Genomic DNA, 18,131 nt, shown 5'->3' with positions numbered 1-18,131 from the left:
CTGCGGCTACAATTGCGGTTTCAGCACACGCATTGCCTGGATTCCGCCGTGACCGCGCCTACCGACAAGAGCATCGCCCCTGCCGCAAACTTTCTCCGCAACACCATCGAACGCGACCTTGCCGCGGGCGCCTATGCCGGGCGTCGCTGGGGAGGCAGTCCGGGAGACGCAGCCCATCACGCCGCGGGCGAGATCGACCCGGCGAAGATCCGCACCCGCTTTCCGCCCGAACCGAACGGCTATCTGCACATCGGCCACGCCAAGTCGATCTGCCTGAACTTCGGCCTCGCGCGCGACTTCGGGGGCATCTGTCACATGCGCTTCGACGACACGAACCCGGAGAAGGAAGACCAGGAGTACGTCGACTCGATCCTCGACGCGGTGCATTGGCTCGGCTTCGACTGGAAGGCCGACGGCAAGGAACAGCTGTTCTACGCGAGCTCTTACTTCGACTTCATGTACCGCGCCGCCGAGACGCTGATCGAACGGGGCTTCGCCTATGTCGATCAGCAGAGCGCCGAGGAGATGCGGACAAACCGCGGCACGCTGACCGAGGCGGGCAAGGATTCGCCGTGGCGAAATCGCCCGGCTGCGGAGAGCCTCGCGCTGTTCCGCGAGATGCGCGCGGGGCGCCACCCGGAAGGCAGCATGGTGCTGCGCGCGAAGATCGACATGGCTTCGCCGAACATCAATCTGCGCGACCCGGCGATCTACCGGATCCGCTTCGCCGAGCACCACAGCACCGGCAACGCCTGGTGCATCTACCCGATGTACACCTTTGCGCATCCGATCGAGGACGCGCTGGAGCGGATCACCCATTCGATCTGCACGCTCGAATTCGAGGATCAGCGCCCGTTCTACGACTGGCTGCTCGAACATCTGCGGGACGCCGGCCTGCTGGCCGATCCTCTGCCCAAACAGTACGAATTCGCGCGGCTGAACCTCAGCTACATCATCACCAGCAAGCGTAAGCTCAAGCAGCTCGTCGACGAGAAGATCGTCGACGGCTGGGACGACCCACGGATGCCGACCATCGTCGGTCTGCGCCGCCGCGGCTACACGCCCGAGAGCCTGCAGATGCTCGCCGAGCGCACCGGCGCCAGCAAGCACAACAGCTGGATCGACTACTCGGTGCTCGAAGGCTGTCTGCGCGAAGACCTCGAAGCGAAAGCGCCGCGTGCGATGGTGGCGCTCGACCCCTTGAAGCTGAAGCTGACCAACTGGGCCGAGCTGTTCGGCGCCGACCACAGCGAACCCTGCTCCGCGCCGGCCCACCCGCACCACCCCGAGTTTGGCGAACGCTCGTTCAATCTCACGCCCGAGATCTGGATCGAACGCGAAGACTTCGAGGAAGTGCCGCCCAAGGGATTCCGGCGCCTCTTCCCCGGCAACAAGGCGAGGCTCAAGTACGGCTACATCATCGAGTGCACCGGTTGCGAGAAGGATGGCGACGGCCGCGTCACCGCCGTGCTCGCGACGATCATCCCCGACACGAAGAGCGGCACGCCGGGCGCCGACAGCATCAAGGTCAAGGGAGTCATCACCTGGGTTTCGGTCGCCGAGGCCATTGCCGCCGAGGTGCGGCTTTACGACCGGCTCTTCTGTGAAGAGCAACCCGATGCCGGCGGTCGCGACTTCCTCGAAGCGCTGAACCCGGACTCGAAGCGGATCATCACCGCGTATCTCGAACCGGGCCTCGCCACAGCCAAGCCCGACCAGCGCTTCCAGTTCGAGCGTCACGGCTACTTCGTCGCCGACCGCGAAGACTCCGCGCCGGGCAAGCCGGTCTTCAACCTGGCCGTCGGGCTCAGGGACAGCCGGAAGGCCTGATCAAGCTCCTGGCACATCCGGACGTGCCAGGGGAGCCGATGTTTTATAGAATGTAGGGCTGTCGCCCAACGCTTTTTCACCCTTGAATAATCAGGAAAACAACATGACCAAGCTGTTTATCGAAGATCTGGATCTGGCCGGCAAGCGCGTTCTGATGCGCGTTGACTTCAACGTGCCCGTCAATAACGGCGTCGTCGAAAGCGACAAGCGCATTCGCGCCGCGCTGCCGACGATCAAGTACGCTCTGGCCAAGGGCGCCTCGGTCGTTCTGATGTCCCACCTGGGCCGCCCCGACGGCAAGGCCAACCCCAAGTACACTCTGGCTCCGGTCGCCAAGCGCCTCGAAGAGCTGCTCGGCAAACCGGTCAAGTTCCTCAACGACTGCGTCGGCCCGGAGATCGAAGCGGCCTGTGCCAAGCTCGCCGCCGGCGAAGTCGTGCTGCTCGAGAACGTCCGCTACCACCTCGAAGAGGAAGGCAAGGTCAAGGACAAGGCCGGCAACGTGACCAAGGCCACCCCGGAAGCGGTCGCCGCTTTCCGCGCCTCGCTGTCCAAGCTCGGAGATGTGTTCGTGTCCGATGCCTTCGGCACCGCCCACCGCGCCCACTCCTCAATGGTCGGCGTCGATCTGCCGCGCGCTTCGGGCTATCTGCTGAAGAAGGAACTGGATTTCCTCGGCGAAGCCGTCAACAAGCCCGTGCGTCCGCTGGTCGCAATCATCGGCGGCTCCAAGATCTCCGGCAAGATCGACGTTATCGAAGCGCTGCTGCCCAAGGTCGACAAGCTGCTGATCGGCGGCGGCATGGCCTTCACCTTCCTGAAGGCCAAGGGCTATGAAGTCGGCCAGTCGCTGTGCGAACTCGACAAGATCGAACTCGCGAAGAGCCTGATGGCCAAGGCCGGCGACAAGCTCGAACTGCCCTTCGACACCAAGGTCACGAAGAAGCTCGACTTCGCTGCCCGCACTCTGGACGGCCTGGTCGAAGTCGACTCCTCCGCGATTCCGGCCGATCAGGAAGGCGTCGACATCGGTTCCAAGACCGCCGCCCGTTACGCCGACATCATCCGCAGCGCGAAGACCGTGGTCTGGAACGGCCCGATGGGCGTGTTCGAAATCGACGCCTCGGCCGTCGGCACCTATGCCGTGGCCCACGCGCTGACCGAAGCCACCGCCCAGGGCGCGATCACCGTCGTCGGCGGCGGCGACTCCGTCGCGGCGGTCGAAAAGGCCGGCCTGGAAGACAAGGTCTCGCACGTCTCGACCGGCGGCGGCGCCTCGCTCGAATTCCTCGAAGGCAAGGCTCTGCCCGGCGTCGAAGCGCTGTCCGACAAGTAATTCCGGTTATCCCGGATTTGCGAAGGCCTGCCGAATCGGCAGGCCTTTTTTGTCAACGCGCCCGGGCGACGGCGAGCAGCTCGTGCAGGGCTGGAGAGAGATTTCCGCGCAGATAGAAACCATAGAGCCGGTAAGGCCACTCATCCCCTTCCCGGAGCGGCCGGTAGACGACGTCAGGCAGTTGCAGCGTCATCGCCGATTCAGGAACGAGACAGGAGCCGAATCCGGCCGAAACCATCGCGATCCCGGCGATCACATCGCTCGACTCCTGGCTCACGCGCGGCGCGAAACCGTGCGCCCGGCACAGCATCAGCGTCACATTGGTCGTCCATTCGTTGAGCCCTTCGGGCAGGATCAAGGCCTCATCGCGCAGATCCTCCATCGCAAGGACTGGGCGCTGCACCAGAGGGTTGTTCCGGTTCAGCGCGACAACGACCGCCTCTTCAGCGAGGAGCTCGACCGTCAGATCCTCGTCGTCGGGTTGGAAGCGATCCAGAACCAGAGCCACCCGGCCCTGGCGCAGCGCCTCGATCTGCGCGTCGTGATGCGCGACGTGCAGCGCGATCTCGACCTCCGGATGGGTCTGCTTGAAGGCGGACAGCATGGCCGGAATCACTTTCAGCATCGCCGAACCATAGATGCCGACATCGAGCCGGCCGAGCTGGCCCTTGCCGGTCCGTCTGACCCGCTCCGTGGCCTGTTCGAGCAGGCTGCGGATATTGACCGCATCGCGCAGCAAGGCCTGGCCGGCTTCGGTCGGCTCGACCCCCTTGGGCGTGCGCACGAAGAGCGGAGTGTCCAGCGCCTCTTCGAGCATCCGGATCTGCCGGGTCAGGGGTGGCTGGGACAGGTGAAGGCGCGCTGCGGCGCGGCCGATGTTCCGCTCCTCGGCGACGGCAATGAAGTATCTGAGCTGGCGCAGATCGATGGCATCACTCATACAAAAAAGGTATCGAGAGCAACAAAAACTATATTGGATCATATGACAAGAAAGCGCGATCTTGTCGGGAAAGCTCTTCCCTTCACCAGGAGATCCTCTGATGCAACTGAGCAACGCGACGCTCGCGCAGCTTCCCGCCAGCGTCGAAGCGCCGGGCTATCCCCGCGCGCAGGTCGAGGCCGGCATCGTGCACCTCGGGCTGGGCGCCTTCCATCGCGCGCACCAGGCGATGTATACGGACAGGCTGCTCGCCACCGGCGAGCGCAACTGGGGAATCGTCGGCGCGGGCGTCGTCTCGGCCGATATCAAGGCAGCGCTCGCCCCGCAGGACGGGCTCTATGTGCTCGCCGAACGGGGGGCCGGGCGCGAGAAACTGCGCGTGATCGGCTCCATCGTCGAAGTGCTGGGCGGCCCCGAGGACGCCGAAACCCTGCTCGCCCGGATGAGCGCCACGAGCACCCGAATCGTCAGTCTGACCGTAACCGAGAAAGGCTATTTCCTCGATCCGGGCAGCGACAGGCTGAGGATAGAGGACGCCGCGATCGCCGCCGACCTGGCCCATCCTGAAGCGCCGAAGACCGCCCCCGGCCTGATCGTCGAAGCGCTCAAGCGCCGCCGCGCCGCCGCGATCCCGCCCTTCACCGTGCTCAGCTGCGACAACCTGCCGCACAACGGCCGACTCGCGAAGGCCGCGGTGCTCTCCTTCGCGGCCGAGCTCGACAGCGGACTGGCCGCCTGGATAGAGGCGAACGTGAGCTTTCCCTGCACGATGGTCGACCGGATCACTCCGGCCACGACCGACGCCGACCGCGCCCGCCTCCTTGATGCGACCGGCGTCGATGACGCCTGGCCGGTGCTCACCGAGGAATTCTGCCAGTGGGTCATCGAGGATCGCTTCACGCTCGGCCGCCCCGACTGGGACAAGGCCGGAGCGATCTTCTCGGACGAGATCGAAGCCTGGGAAAACATGAAACTGCAGTGTCTGAACGGCGCGCACTCGTGTCTCGCCTACCTCGGCCAGATCACCGGCCGCGCGACGGTCGCCGAAGCGATGACGGTGCCGCTGATCACCTCCATCCTCGATCAGCTGTGGCAGGAGATCCGCGAAGTGCTCAAAGCGCCGCAAGGCGTCGACACCGCCGCCTATGTCGAGAGTCTGAAACAGCGCTTCGCCAACCCGTCGCTCGCCCACCGCACCGCGCAGATCGCCTCCGACGGTTCGCAGAAGCTGCCCCAGCGCTTGCTCGCACCGCTGCGCGAGCGCATCAAAAAAGGGCTGGATTCACCGGCGATCGCGACCGCGCTCGCGGCCTGGATGCACTACGTCGTCAAGATCGCCCACACCCCGGACGGTGCGCTGGTCGATCCTCTGGCGGCAACGATCCTGGCCCAGGCCGGACGCTCACCGGTGGTCGAGGAGACCGTCGAGAACCTGCTGGCGATCGAAAGCCTGTTCGGTGCCGACCTGGCCAGCTCGCTCGAATTTCGCTTCGCCGTGATCGCGAAATACCGCCAGCTCGCCATGAATCCGGATGTCTCCACCGCTGTTTGAAGGAATCCCCGAAATGAAAATGACTTTCCGCTGGTATGGAGAATCCGACCCGGTCAGGCTAGCCTACATCCGCCAGATCCCCGGCATGACCGGAATCGTCTCGGCGATCTACGACGTGCCGGTCGGCGAAGTCTGGCCGCTCGACAAGCTGCGCGCTCTGCGCGCGCGCATTGCCGAAGCCGGGCTCGAGTTCGAAGTCGTCGAGAGCGTTCCGGTCCATGAGGATATCAAGCTCGGCAAACCGACGCGCGATGCACTGATCGCGAACTTCGCGCAAAACATTCGCCACTGCGCGGCCGTCGGCGTCAAAGTGATCTGCTACAACTTCATGCCGGTCTTCGACTGGACGCGGACCGAGCTGGCGAAGGAGCTGCCCGATGGCTCGCACACGCTGGCCTTCGACGCCCAGGCGGTCGCCCGCATCGATCCCGGACAAGGCATCGCTCTGCCCGGCTGGGACGCCAGCTACCAGCCCGAAGAGCTGAAGAAGATCCTGGACGACTACCAGGCCGTCGACGAAGAAGCGCTGTGGGCCAATCTCGCGTACTTCCTCAACGCGATCATCCCGGTCGCCGAAGAGGTCGGCATCAGGATGGCGATCCACCCCGACGATCCGCCCCGCCCGATCTTCGGGTTGCCGCGCATCGTCAAGAACCGCGCCGACCTCAATCGCCTCGTCCACCTCGTCGATTCGCCCGCGAACGGCCTCACGCTGTGCTCGGGTTCGCTCGGTGCCGACCCCGGCAACGACATCCCGGCCCTGATCCGCGAGTTCGGCGGCATGGGCCGCATCCACTTCACCCATCTGCGCAACGTCAAGTGTGAGCCGGACGGCTCCTTCTTCGAATCGACGCACCAGTCCCGCGATGGCTCGCTGGACATGGCCGAGATCATCAAGGCCTGTCACGACGTCGGTTTCGCCGGCTATGTGCGGCCCGACCACGGCCGGATGATCTGGGGCGAGACCGGAAAACCGGGCTACGGCCTCTACGATCGGGCACTGGGTGCCGCCTACCTGAACGGTCTGTGGGAAGCGGTGGACAAGTTCGCCCGCTGAAGAACCCGCGCAGGATGCCCGAACGGACATCCTGCGCGCCGAGGTGCAAACCTGGAGGGTGGCAAGGGCTGGCTCGCACTTTTCAGCGCGGCTCGCCACCGTTCAGAGCGCCTCACTCCAGGCGCTGTCACGAAGGGTACGGAGTTCTGCTTGCATTGAAGTTGTCCGCCGTCGATGATGGCGATCCGCACAAACAGATATCTCGGGAGCGTCGCCGCCAACAGGTGGGCCTGCTGAGTATCCATCAACGATGCCCCGAAAAAACACCCACCGCAGCGCACCGCCCTCATCCGCGCCGATTCTGCGCGAGCCACCCGATCCCGAGGAGCCGACGCCCTTTCCGATTGTCGGCATCGGCGCATCCGCAGGGGGGCTGGAGGCCATCGAGCAGTTCCTCGGGCATGTGCCCCCCGCCAGCGGTCTGGGTTTTGTGGTCGTCCAGCACCTGGATCCGAACTACAAAGGGGTTCTCGTCGAACTGCTGCAGCACTCGACGACGATGCCGGTCATCCAGATCGAGGATGGGATCAGGGTGGAGCCCGACCACGTCTATGTGATTCCGCCCCACTTCGACATCTCCCTGCTGCATGGCCAGCTGTATCTGCTCGAACCGGCTGCGCCCCACGGCCTGCGTCTGCCCATCGACTATTTCTTTCGCTCGCTGGCTGATGACCAGCAGGAGCGCAGCATCGGCGTCATCCTCTCGGGCATGGGGTCGGACGGCACGCTCGGCCTGCGCGCGATCAAGGAAAAAGCGGGCGGGGCCTTCGTCCAGGCCCCGGCTTCGGCCAAGTTCGATGGCATGCCCTCGAACGCGATCGGCGCTGGACTGGCTGACGTGGTGGCCGCAGCGGAGGAACTCCCGGCCAGGATTGTCAGCTATATCCAGCACACCCGTGGGCTGCTCAGCCAACTCGCGCCGGATCCGGCCGAGATCGATACGAGCGCTCTGGACAAGGTCGTCCTGCTGCTGCGCGCGCATACTGGCCAAGACTTTTCGCTGTACAAGAAAAGCACGCTCTACCGCCGGATTGAACGCCGGATGGGCCTGCACCAGCTGCCAAAAATCACCGATTACGTCCGCTTCCTGAGGGAGAATCCCCAGGAAACCGGGCTGCTCTTCAAGGAGTTGCTGATCGGCGTCACCCGCTTCTTTCGCGACCCCGATGTATGGGAACAGTTGAAGGCCGAGGTGATCCCGGCGCTGCTGGCCGCCCAGGCCGGCGGCGGTCCGTTACGCGCCTGGGTTCCCGCCTGTTCGACCGGCGAGGAAGCCTATTCGCTGGCCATCACTTTCTGCGAAGCCTTGCAGCAGATTCAAGCCACGGCGCATCACTCCTTGCAGATATTTGCGACCGACCTTGATCCGGATGCGATAGACAAGGCCCGAGCCGGCATCTATCCGGCGAATATCGCCGCGGACGTCGGCGATGAGCGCCTGCGGCGGTTTTTCGTGCAGGATGATTTTGGCTTTCGGGTCAGCAACGCGATTCGTGAGATGGTGGTCTTCGCACCGCAGAACCTGATCATGGATCCCCCTTTCACCAAACTCGACCTGCTGAGCTGCCGCAACCTGCTCATCTACCTTGAGGCGGATCTGCAGAAGAAGCTGCTTCCCCTCTTTCACTACAGCCTGAATCCATCCGGCATCCTGGTACTGGGAAGTTCGGAAACGATAGGCGAGGCGACAACCTTGTTCGCGCCCCTGCCCGGCAAGACGCGCATCTATCAGCGCAGGCTGACCGCCCTGCCAAAAGGATTCAGCGCGTTTCCCTCCGCCTTTTCCCGTCCGCGCACGCGCACCGATGCGGCATCCTCTGCGTCCCCGGCCACACTCTCAGCGCTGTCCGCCACCAATCTGCAAGCGCTGACGGAAAGCCTGCTGCTGCAGCACTACTGCCCGGCCGCCGTTCTGACCGACGACAAGGGCAACATCGCCTACATCAGCGGCAAAACGGGAAAGTATCTGGAGCCGGCGCCCGGCAAGGCCAACCTGAACGTTTTCGCGATGGCCAGGGAGGGCCTCAGTGACAGCCTGAATGCCGCTTTTGCCAAGGCCGTCAGGCAGAAGATCCTCGTCACGATCAAGGGGATAGCGGTCGGAACCGAGGGCGGAACGCAGTTCGTCGATCTCACCGTCACGCCGCTCGACAAGCCTGCCGCCTTGCAGGATATGGTGCTGATCGTGTTTGCCAGCGCGCCCCCCCCCGCCGTCGCCCACGAGTCGGGGGGGCCGCAGAGCCACTCGCATCACGTCAGACTGACGGCCCTCGTCGACGAACTCCAGCAATGCCGCGAGGAATTGCAGATCACCCGGGAAGAGATGCAGACCTCGGAGGAGGAGCTCAAATCCGCCAACGAAGAACTCCAGTCCACCAACGAGGAGTTGCAGAGCGCCAACGAGGAACTGACCACCTCCCGGGAAGAGATGCAGTCGATGAACGAAGAGCTGCATACGGTCAACCAGGAACTCCAGGCCAAGGTGGACGAGTTGTCGCTGGCCAGCGACGACATGAAGAACCTACTCAACAGCACCAGTATTGCGACCTTGTTCCTCGATGACGAACTCAGGGTCAGGCGCTTTACAACCGAGACAAGCCGCATCATCAAACTGATCCCCGGCGACGTGGGCCGCCCGATCACCGACCTGGTCATGGAGTTGCAATACCCGGCGCTGGCCGAGGATGTCTGCGAAGTGATGCGTACCTTGGTCTTCCTGGAGCGCGAGGTTCCTGCACGCAACGATCGCTGGTTCAGAGTCCGCATCATGCCTTACCGCACCCAGGACAACCGTATCGACGGAGCTGTGATCACTTTTGTCGACATCAGTTTGGCCAAGGCCCAGGAAGCGACCTTGCGTGACACTCTGGCGGCACTGCAGGGCCGCTTCGTGGAGCAGAGCAAAGAACTCGATCAGTCCCGGAAACTGGAGAGCATTCTGAAAAAAGCCCAGTCTATATTGGAGGAACGTTTGAGCAAGTTGAACGCGTAGCGAGATCCCGGCTCATCCGGGTCTGACAGGAAAGATGCGAAAAGATGGCATCAGAGGATCCCCCCGGCGACGCCGACCTGCGCCTGCGCGCGGAAAACCGCCTGCACAGCGTCCAGCTTCCCGGCCAGGACCCGCTCGCGGTGACCGAGACGCAGCGCCTGCTCCATGAACTTCAGGTCTATCAGATCGAATTGGAGCTGCAGAACGAGGAGCTGCGCAGCTCACGGGCGCAGGTGGAAGCGGGACTCGCCCGCTATACCGACCTCTATGACTTTTCTCCGGTCGGCTATTTCACGCTGTCCCGCAGCGGCGAGATCCTCCAGACCAACCTCGCTGGCGCCCGGCTTTTGGGTCAGGAGCGCGCCCGACTGCAGGGCCGACGCTTCGCGCTGTTCGTCGCTCAGGCCGATTTGCCGAGCCTCAACACCTTCCTGGAACTGGTGTTCGCCGCTCAGCCTCATGAGCCCTGTGAGCTGCGCCTCGCCACAGAATCCCGCCTAACCGTGCAGATCGAAGCAACGCTGGCTTCCTCTGGAGCGAGCTGCAATGCCGTCGTCGCGGACATCACCGCACACAAGGAAGCCCAGGCGCACCTGCTGCTAGCCGCCAGCGTCTTCACCCACACCCGCGACGGCATCATCATCTGCAGCCCAGACGGCAGGATCATCGACGTCAATGCCGCGTTCACGCGGATCACCGGTTACGAAAGGGAAGAAGTGCTGGGCAAGGAGCCCTGCATGTTCAACTCTGGCCAGCAGTCACCCGAGTTCTACGACGAAATGCGCCGAACGCTCGCGCGCGACAGTATGTGGTCGGGAGAGCTGCGCAATCGGCGCAAAAACGGCGAAAACTACATCGAATCCACGACGATCAGCGCCGTGCACAACGCCAACGGGCAGACCCAGAACACCGTCACGCTGTTCACCGACATCACGGCGATGAAGGAACACCAGCAGCAACTCGAGCACATCGCCCATTACGACGGCCTGACCCACCTGCCGAATCGGGTGCTGCTCGCCGATCGCCTGCAGCGGGCCATGATCCAGTGCCTGCGCCAGGAGCGCTCGCTCGCCGTGGCCTTCCTCGACCTGGATGGATTCAAGGCAGTCAATGACCTCTACGGCCATGACATTGGCGATGAGCTGCTGGTCGCGCTCGCGCAGCAGATGAAGGCGGTGCTGCGCGAAGGCGACACGCTGGCGCGCATCGGTGGGGATGAGTTCGTCGCGGTGCTGGTCGATATCAAGAATCTGAGCGACTGCACCCCGCTGCTGAACCGCTTGCTGCAAGCCGCCATCACCCCGGTCAAGCGGGGGGAGCGGGTGCTGCAGGTGTCCGCGAGCATCGGCGTAACGCTCTTTCCACAGGACAAAGTGGCCGCGGAACAGCTGATCCGCCATGCCGACCATGCGATGTATCAAGCCAAGCAGGCCGGCAAGAACCGTTACCACCTGTTCGATGTGCATCAGGATCTGAACTTGCAGACCCAGAGCCAGGAACTCGAACGGATTCGCGAGGCGCTGACGAGGCATGAATTCGTGCTGTACTACCAGCCCAAGGTCAACATGAGAACGGGCGCGGTGATCGGCGCCGAAGCCCTGATTCGCTGGCAGCACCCCAAGCGCGGCCTGCTGCAGCCGGACAACTTCCTGCCCCTGATCGAGAACCACCCGATCAGCGTCGAGCTGGGTGAATGGGTCGAGGACTCCGCGCTGAACCAGATCGCGGCCTGGCACGTCTCAGGGCAGGACATCCCGGTCAGCGTGAACGTCGGCGCCTTCCAGCTGCAGCAGGACGAATTTGTCCCGCACCTGACCGCCTTGCTGCATGCCCACCCAGATGTTCAGAGCAGCCTTCTGGAGCTGGAGATCCTCGAGACGAGCGCGCTGCAGGACATCGCCGGCGTCTCCAGAGTCATGCATGACTGTCAGGCGCTCGGCGTGCGCTTTGCTCTGGACGACTTCGGCACCGGCTATGCATCGCTCTCCTACCTGAAACATCTACCGGCCGAACAACTCAAGATCGATAAGAGCTTCGTGCTCAGCATGATCGATGACGCGGATGACCGGGCAATCGTCGAGGGGGTAATCGGCCTGGTGCGCGCCTTCCATCGCGAAGTCATCGCCGAAGGCGTCGAAACGCCGGCCCATCGCGCGCTGCTGCTGGCCCTGGGCTGCGAACAGGCGCAGGGTTACGGGATCGCTCACCCGATGCCCGCGGCAGAGTTTCCGGCCTGGATAGCCGACTGGCAGAGCCGTTGGCTCAAACGCGGCACAGACAGCGAACTCAGCGCAAGGCACTGATTGCCGGCCAGGCCACGCGCGACGCTTCAAACCAGCCCCTGCGCCTCTTCGGCGGCCAGCAGGATGATCTCGATATCCTCGGTGATCTCTTCCTGGCGCTGGCGGTTATAGCTCAGTTTGAGCTGTGCGCACTCGTCGTCCAGATGGCGCAGCGCGCCTTCCATGTGCGCAAGGCGCTGGCGATTCTCGGCCAACAAAGCGCTGTAGAGCACTTCGTTGAGCATGGCATAGAGGTAGTGGCCGCTCAGTTCGTGGAGGAATTGCGCGGGCGGCAGATTGAGTTCGGCGGCGAAGCGATGAGCGGGTTCCGGCGAGGCCGGGGCGGGCAACGGCAGGAGCTGGCGGCGCCGGATGCCGTGCCCCTCGGCATGAGAGAGGGCGGACAGCGCGCAGCCGGCGAGCTTTTCGTCGAGCAGCAGGCGGTCCAGCGACCGGGTCAGACTCAGCAGAACCGCGGGCACCTCATCGGCCACGGTGGCGCCGGGCAACACGGCTTCGACCCCGTCCGTGTCGCCAAGGCGGTCCGCCAGCCGCCGCCCGACGACGATGACCCGGGCCCCCGGCTCGATGCCCTCGATCAGGCTCTCGTTGAAGTCGCCGCAGAAACCCTGTTCGGAACCGACGATCACACACAGCTCGGAACAAGCCTGCGCTTTTCCGGACAAGGGCGCGTGCCAGGCAAGGAAATCGGCGGCCGCAAGCTCGATGCTCGCGACCATGGTCCGCTGGCTGACCAGAAAGTCGGCAAGGCGATGGATCTCCATCAGCGCGAGTCCTTTCATCGCCGACAGGATGCCGGCGATGTCGGAGAGGGTCTCCAGACGGCGGGCGAGCTCACGGCGGCGGCTCATCACCCTTCCCCGGGAAACGGCTGGACAGTGCCGCGAGCCAGAGCTCACGCCCGGCGGCGAGGGAGAAGCCGGACGCGCTCGCCCAGGCGATCACGTCGGCGAGCTTGGCCTGCAACTCGGCGCCACCGAGGCCGTCGAAAAGCCCCTCGTTATAGGCCAGCAGCCAGGCCAGATGAGCCTGGGGCGACAGCGGGGAACCCCGCTCCTGTTTGAGCAGTTCGCGCAGCAGCTGCCCGCGCCGGATCTTGGCCTCGACGCCGGCTTCGAGCCGGGAACCGAAGCGGGTAAACACTTCGAGTTCCAGAAACTGCAGGTAGTCGAGCTTGATGCGCCCGGCCTCACGCTTGATCGCCGCCTGCTGAGCCTTGCCGCCTATCCGCGAGACCGAGCGGGTGATGTCCACGGCGGGCAGGAAGCCCTGGGCATGGAGCTCGGGGTCGAGGTAGATCTGGCCGTCGGTGATCGAGATCAGATTGGTCGGAATATAGGAGGCAATCTCGCCCTGCTCGGTTTCGATGATCGGCAGCGCCGTCATGCTGCCGCCGCCGTGACGGGCGGCAAGACAGGTGGAGCGCTCGAGCAGGCGCGAGTGCAGGTAAAAGATATCGCCCGGATAGGCTTCCCGGCCCGGCGGACGGCGGAGCAGCAGCGAGAGCTCGCGGTAGGCGCGGGCGTGGGTGGTCAGGTCGTCGTAGCAGATCAGCACATCGCGCCCGGCCCACATCCACTCCTCGGCCAGCGCGCAGCCGGCAAAGGGCGCGAGGAACTTGAGCCCGGGCGTCGTCGTGGCCTCGGCGACGACGATCGCGCAGCGGTCGAGCACGCCGGCCTGGCGCAGGGTTTCGATGCAGGCGAGCACCGCCGAACGCTTCTGGCTGATCAGCACATAGACGCAGAGCACCTCGCCCCCCTTCTGGGCGATCAGCGCATCGAGCGCCAGCGAACTCTTGCCCGTCCCCGCATCGCCGATGATCAACTGCCTCTGCCCCTTGCCGATCGGGATCATCGTATCGATGATCTTGTTGCCGCTCGGCAGCGGTCGGCTGACAAAATCGCGCGCGGTGATCGCCGGCGAAGGCGCTTCGAGCGCACGGCGCCGCCGCGTCAAAAGAGGCGGCCCGCCGTCCAGAGCCCGCCCCAGCGGATCGATGACCCGGCCCAGGCACTCGTCGCCGACGCCGACCGAAAGGCCCTTCCCGGTCAGATGGGCGGGATGGCCCGCGGCCAGACGCTCGCTCTGGCTGAGCAGGATCGCACCTATCCGCTCGCGGCCCAGATGGAAGACCAGCGCCTCGCTGCCTTCGTCGAAGGAGAGGATCTCGTCGATCGCGGCCGAAGGCAGACCCTCTATCCAGGCGATACCGTCGCCGAGCGCGACGACCTTGCCGAGCTCGCGGATTCTCAGCTCAAGCCGGTAGCCATCCAGCCAGGAGCCGGATCGGGAGGCCGGGGCGACGCGCTCAGCCAAGATCGCCCTCCCCGGCGAACACGCCCAGCTCTCCGGCCAGGCTCAGATCCAGAAGCCAGGCGCCCTGTGACAGCCGCACTCCGGCCAGCAGCGAAGCCTCCTCGACAAACTCGAGCCGACACGGAGCGCCGAGCCGGAGCTCCAGCGCCTGGGCCAAGGCCTGACGCTGGCCGGAGGACAGCGAAAAAGCGCTCGCCACCCGCCAGGCCCCGTCAAGGAGCCCCGCCCTCAGCGGGGCGAGACTCGGCTCGGGCAGCTCGGCCAGCTTCTCGATCAGCACTTCGAGCATCCGCGCTTCGAGCGCAGGACAGGCCAGCCGGCCGAGCAGCTTCGCGGCGAAGAGCCTGGCCCCGGCGCCGGCCTCTCGGGCGAGTTCCTGGTGCAGTTGCTGCTGACGGTAGGCCTGCTGGGCCGCGCTGCGCTCGCGCTCGGCCGCGAGATCCTGGCTCAGCGCCGCGAGCCGCCTGTCCCGCTCGGCCGCGATGTCCGCATCGAGGCGGGCATGGGCCGCCGCCTTCTCCTGCTCCCAATCGGCAAGCCGGCTCTCGAAATGGCGCTTCAGGCTGGCCGCTTCGGCCTCGGCCTGTTGCGCCGCGGACAGCGTGCGCTCGACGCCAAGCCTGCGCTCGGCCAGAGTCGCCAGCACCGGCTTGTACAGGAAACGCTTCAGAATCCAGAGCAGAGCCAGGAAATTGATGATTTCCAGGCCGAAGGTGGTCCAGTCCAGTTCCATGATCGCCCTCTACCTGAGCAGGTACTCGAGCAGCGGATTGCGGAAAAGGATGATCAGCACGATCACCAGCACATAGATCGCCAGCGATTCGATCATCGCGAGCCCGATGAACAGGGTCCGGGAAATCGACTTTTCGGCTTCGGGCTGGCGCGCCAGCGCTTCCAGGGCCTGGGTGATCGCGCGCCCCATCGCGATGGCCGGAAAAATGACGCCCAGCGCGATGGCCAGAGCGGCGACGACGGTGGAGATCAGCGCGAAGGAGTGAAGATCGCTCATGACGGATTTCCTTTCCCGGTTTGGGCTGGTTCTGGCAGGTCGCGGGACTGCATCCCGCCGGCGATGTAGATCAGCGCCAGGGTCCCGAAGATGTAGGCCTGGACCAGGGCCTCGAGGATGTGCAGCATCAGGATCGGCACCGGCACGAGCAGGCCGGCGACCATCAGCACCAGCAATGCGGCCATCTCCAGACTCATCACGTTGCCGAACAGCCGGATCGCCAGAGCGAGGGTGCGGGAGAGCTCGCCGAGCAGGTGAAAGGGCAGCAGGATCGGGCTGGGGACGAGGTAGTGGCGCAGGTAGTTCGCGAACCCGTCGGCCTTGATGCCGAAGACATGGACCGCCAGAAAGACCAGGAAGGCCAGCGCCGCGGTCGTCGAGAGTTTGCCGGTCGGCGCGCTGACGCCCGGGATCAGGCCGCTCAGATTGGCCACGGCCACGAAGATCCACAGAGTGCCGATGAAGGGCAAAAGCAGCGCAGAACGGCCAGGAAGAACCGACTCGATCGCGTCCTCGATCGCGAGGACCAGCCCTTCGAGCGCGGTCTGCACCAGCCCCGGCTTGTCTATCGAGAGCGCCCGGGTCGCGAGCCAGCTCGCCAGACCCAACACCGCGAGGATCGCCCAGCTCGTCAGCACCGTGGCGCCGAGCCTGAAGCCTCCGAGAACGATGCCGGCGTCCATCACCAGTACTTCCGGATGAAGAGGCAGACGTTGAACACGCCGAGCGCGAGCCCCAGCAAGATCAGGTTGACCGTCCAGCTCACGCTGTACCCCTCGCCGAGGCTGTCCAGCCAACGGCCCAGATACGCGCCGCCCAGCAAAGGCGCGACGAAGAGCACGGACAGGCTGCCCAGGAAGACCGTCTGCGCGAGCAGCGAGTGACGGCCCCGTTCGGCCCGCGAAAGCCTCTCGCTGTCGCGCTCGACCTCGGCACGCCACTTTTCGTCCTTCACCACGCCCTCCTTTCGAGCTCGCGCATGCGCCGGAAGAGTTCCTGTTCGAGCTTCTGCAGACTGTCCTTGACGCTGCCCAGCGCCGCCTCTTCGTCGGCGAGCCGGCCCGCAAGCAGCGACGAGATTCGCCCGTAGTCGCGATCGCACAGATAGCTGCGCATGCTCACGGTCAGCGCATCATCCGCGAAGCGCAGCACGGCGCCCGGGCAGGCCAGGTATTGCCAGTCCCCGGTATCGGTGCGAAAGCGCGCCAGCCCGTAGCCCAGCACGGTCATGAAGCGGGCATGGCCGGGCAGGATGCCGAAGCTGCCGCTGGCGTCCCGCCCGACGAAGCCGCGCACCTGCTCCACGGTCTCGCAGCGGACGGCGCTCTGCAGATGCAACGAGAAGCCGCTCATGTCCCGTCCTCCATACCGCCCCGCATATAGCAGCGCTCTTCGGGCAGCGCGTCGTAGGCACCGTCGAGGAAGCGCTCGCAGTCGGCCAGCGTCGTTGCGAGCGGGACCGAGGCCCCGGCAATGCCGGTCAGGTCGGCGACGACGGAGAAGGGCTGGGTCAGATAGCGCTCCAGCCGGCGGGCCCGGAGCACGACGCGCCGGTCGGCCCCCGACAAGGCTTCCAGGCCCAGCATCGCGATGATGTCTTCGAGCTCGCGGTAACGGGCCAGATGTTCCCGCACGGCCTGGGCGATCCGGTAATGGTGATCGCCCAGGCTGATCCGCTCGACGATGCGGCTGCCCGAAGCCAGCGGATCGACCGCCGGATAGATGCCCTTGGCAGCCTGGCTGCGCGACAGGATGACCTGGGTATCGAGGTGGGCGAGGATGGACCCGACCGCCGGATCGGTCATGTCATCGGCCGGCACATAGACCGCTTCGACCGCGGTAATGCTGCCGTTGCGGCTCGAGGCGATCCTCTCCTGAAGTTCGGCGACCTCGGAGAGCAGGGTCGGCTGATAACCGACCGTCGCCGGCATCCTGCCGAGCAGCCCGGACAGCTCGCTGCCCGCCTGGACGAAGCGAAAAGCGTTGTCCATCAGGAACAGCACGTCCCGGGCGACGTTGTCGCGCAGGTATTCCGCATAGGTCAGTGCGGCCAGGCCGATCCGGAAGCGCACTCCGGGCGACTCGTCCATCTGCCCGAACACCATCAGCGTGTGCGGCATCACGCCGGCCTTCTGCATGTCGTACCAGAGCTCGTGACCTTCGCGTATCCGCTCGCCGACTCCGGCAAAGACCGACACCCCATGATGGAGGCGAACGATCGCGTTCATGAACTCCATGATCAGCACGGTCTTGCCGACCCCCGCCCCGCCGAACAGGCCGGTCTTGCCACCGCGCACAAAAGGGCACAGAAGATCGATGACCTTGATGCCGGTGGGCAGGATTTCACCGACGCCGCTCGCCTCGGAAAGCGGGCTGGGCGGCGCGACGATGGCGCGGCGCTCTTGGGCCGCCAGGGCCGGCCCACCGTCGAGCGGCGCGCCGAAGATGTCCAGCAAGCGCCCCAGGCAGTCCGGAGTCACCGGGACCTGCAGCGGGCCACCGCTGTCGAACACCGGCAGATGCCGTCTGAGCCCGCCGGTGCGGTGCAGAGCGATGGCCCTGACCCGGGTCTCGTCCAGATGACGATGGACTTCCAACGGGTAGGTCTCGCCCCCCACCTCGACATGGAGCGCCCGGTGCAGAGGCGGCAAACGCTGGCACAGGATATCGACGATCGGACCGTGGACTTCCTCGATCACGCCCAGCGGGGTCCCGGCCTGCGGAGCCGAAGCCTCACTCGCCAGAGAAGAGACGGTGGCGTTCATCGTTCTGCCAGCCCCCTGCCCGTACCTG

The 18,131-nt window shown here is 65.0% G+C and carries 15 protein-coding genes; 6 read left to right on the top strand and 9 right to left on the bottom strand.

Annotation, left to right across the window (positions count from 1 at the left end; all coding sequences use genetic code 11):
- Positions 1-48 precede the first annotated feature (48 nt).
- Together ACHFB9_RS05245 and ACHFB9_RS05240 are read left to right on the top strand one after the other, a co-directional pair.
- Positions 49-1,830 carry a glutamine--tRNA ligase/YqeY domain fusion protein gene (locus ACHFB9_RS05245; RefSeq protein ID WP_417069951.1) on the top strand — a complete coding sequence of 594 codons (1,782 nt, stop codon included), beginning with the start codon at positions 49-51 and terminating at the stop codon, positions 1,828-1,830.
- A gap of 103 nt (positions 1,831-1,933) precedes the next feature.
- A complete protein-coding gene (locus ACHFB9_RS05240; RefSeq protein ID WP_417069949.1) occupies positions 1,934-3,166 on the top strand; it encodes a phosphoglycerate kinase in 1,233 nt (410 codons plus the stop codon).
- Positions 3,167-3,218: 52 nt separating this feature from the next.
- Here ACHFB9_RS05240 and ACHFB9_RS05235 read toward each other — a convergent pair whose 3' ends face one another.
- Positions 3,219-4,106, bottom strand: a complete 888-nt coding sequence (locus tag ACHFB9_RS05235; protein ID WP_417069947.1) for a LysR family transcriptional regulator — start codon at positions 4,104-4,106, stop codon at positions 3,219-3,221.
- 100 nt (positions 4,107-4,206) lie between these two features.
- Here ACHFB9_RS05235 and ACHFB9_RS05230 point away from each other — a divergent pair, with 100 nt between their 5' ends.
- The 4 genes from ACHFB9_RS05230 to ACHFB9_RS05215 all read left to right on the top strand — a co-directional run bounded on the left by ACHFB9_RS05230 (position 4,207) and on the right by ACHFB9_RS05215 (position 12,010).
- Positions 4,207-5,658: a mannitol dehydrogenase family protein gene (locus tag ACHFB9_RS05230; protein ID WP_417069945.1), complete on the top strand. Its 1,452-nt coding sequence runs from the start codon at positions 4,207-4,209 to the stop codon at positions 5,656-5,658.
- A gap of 13 nt (positions 5,659-5,671) precedes the next feature.
- Positions 5,672-6,715: a mannonate dehydratase gene (uxuA, locus tag ACHFB9_RS05225; RefSeq protein WP_417069943.1), complete on the top strand. Its 1,044-nt coding sequence runs from the start codon at positions 5,672-5,674 to the stop codon at positions 6,713-6,715.
- 250 nt (positions 6,716-6,965) lie between these two features.
- On the top strand, positions 6,966-9,707 hold the full coding sequence (locus ACHFB9_RS05220; RefSeq protein WP_417069941.1) for a chemotaxis protein CheB: 2,742 nt from the start codon (positions 6,966-6,968) through the stop codon (positions 9,705-9,707).
- 44 nt (positions 9,708-9,751) lie between these two features.
- Complete coding sequence (locus ACHFB9_RS05215) at positions 9,752-12,010, top strand: putative bifunctional diguanylate cyclase/phosphodiesterase (RefSeq protein ID WP_417069939.1); 2,259 nt, start codon at positions 9,752-9,754, stop codon at positions 12,008-12,010.
- A 26-nt stretch (positions 12,011-12,036) separates the two neighbouring features.
- On the opposite strand, the gene ACHFB9_RS05210 is transcribed toward ACHFB9_RS05215, so the two are convergent.
- From ACHFB9_RS05210 to atpD, 8 genes are read right to left on the bottom strand one after another with little or no spacing between them, the layout of a single operon-like run.
- Positions 12,037-12,861 carry a F0F1 ATP synthase subunit gamma gene (locus ACHFB9_RS05210; protein ID WP_417069937.1) on the bottom strand — a complete coding sequence of 275 codons (825 nt, stop codon included), beginning with the start codon at positions 12,859-12,861 and terminating at the stop codon, positions 12,037-12,039.
- The gene (locus tag ACHFB9_RS05205) at positions 12,845-14,329 is read right to left on the bottom strand and encodes a F0F1 ATP synthase subunit alpha (RefSeq protein WP_417069935.1); all 1,485 of its coding nucleotides are present in this window, start codon (positions 14,327-14,329) and stop codon (positions 12,845-12,847) included. The genes ACHFB9_RS05210 and ACHFB9_RS05205 overlap by 17 nt, the downstream gene beginning before the upstream one ends.
- A complete protein-coding gene (locus ACHFB9_RS05200; RefSeq protein ID WP_417069933.1) occupies positions 14,322-15,062 on the bottom strand; it encodes a F0F1 ATP synthase subunit delta in 741 nt (246 codons plus the stop codon). The genes ACHFB9_RS05205 and ACHFB9_RS05200 overlap by 8 nt, the downstream gene beginning before the upstream one ends.
- A 9-nt stretch (positions 15,063-15,071) precedes the next feature.
- Positions 15,072-15,338, bottom strand: coding sequence for an ATP synthase F0 subunit C (gene atpE, locus ACHFB9_RS05195; protein ID WP_417069931.1), 267 nt, complete (start codon positions 15,336-15,338; stop codon positions 15,072-15,074).
- On the bottom strand, positions 15,335-16,021 hold the full coding sequence (locus tag ACHFB9_RS05190; protein WP_417069930.1) for a F0F1 ATP synthase subunit A: 687 nt from the start codon (positions 16,019-16,021) through the stop codon (positions 15,335-15,337). Before ACHFB9_RS05190 ends, atpE begins: the two co-directional genes overlap by 4 nt.
- Complete coding sequence (locus ACHFB9_RS05185) at positions 16,021-16,293, bottom strand: AtpZ/AtpI family protein (RefSeq protein ID WP_417069928.1); 273 nt, start codon at positions 16,291-16,293, stop codon at positions 16,021-16,023. The genes ACHFB9_RS05190 and ACHFB9_RS05185 overlap by 1 nt, the downstream gene beginning before the upstream one ends.
- Positions 16,290-16,691, bottom strand: coding sequence for a F0F1 ATP synthase subunit epsilon (locus ACHFB9_RS05180; RefSeq protein WP_417069926.1), 402 nt, complete (start codon positions 16,689-16,691; stop codon positions 16,290-16,292). The genes ACHFB9_RS05185 and ACHFB9_RS05180 overlap by 4 nt, the downstream gene beginning before the upstream one ends.
- The gene (gene atpD, locus ACHFB9_RS05175) at positions 16,688-18,103 is read right to left on the bottom strand and encodes a F0F1 ATP synthase subunit beta (protein WP_417069924.1); all 1,416 of its coding nucleotides are present in this window, start codon (positions 18,101-18,103) and stop codon (positions 16,688-16,690) included. The genes ACHFB9_RS05180 and atpD overlap by 4 nt, the downstream gene beginning before the upstream one ends.
- Between the last annotated feature and the right edge of the window lie 28 nt (positions 18,104-18,131).

Source organism: Niveibacterium terrae, assembly GCF_048213115.1.
Lineage (GTDB): Bacteria > Pseudomonadota > Gammaproteobacteria > Burkholderiales > Rhodocyclaceae > Niveibacterium > Niveibacterium terrae.
Note: the sequence above shows the minus strand (reverse complement) of the source record. Positions and strands in the feature narration are given on the sequence as shown.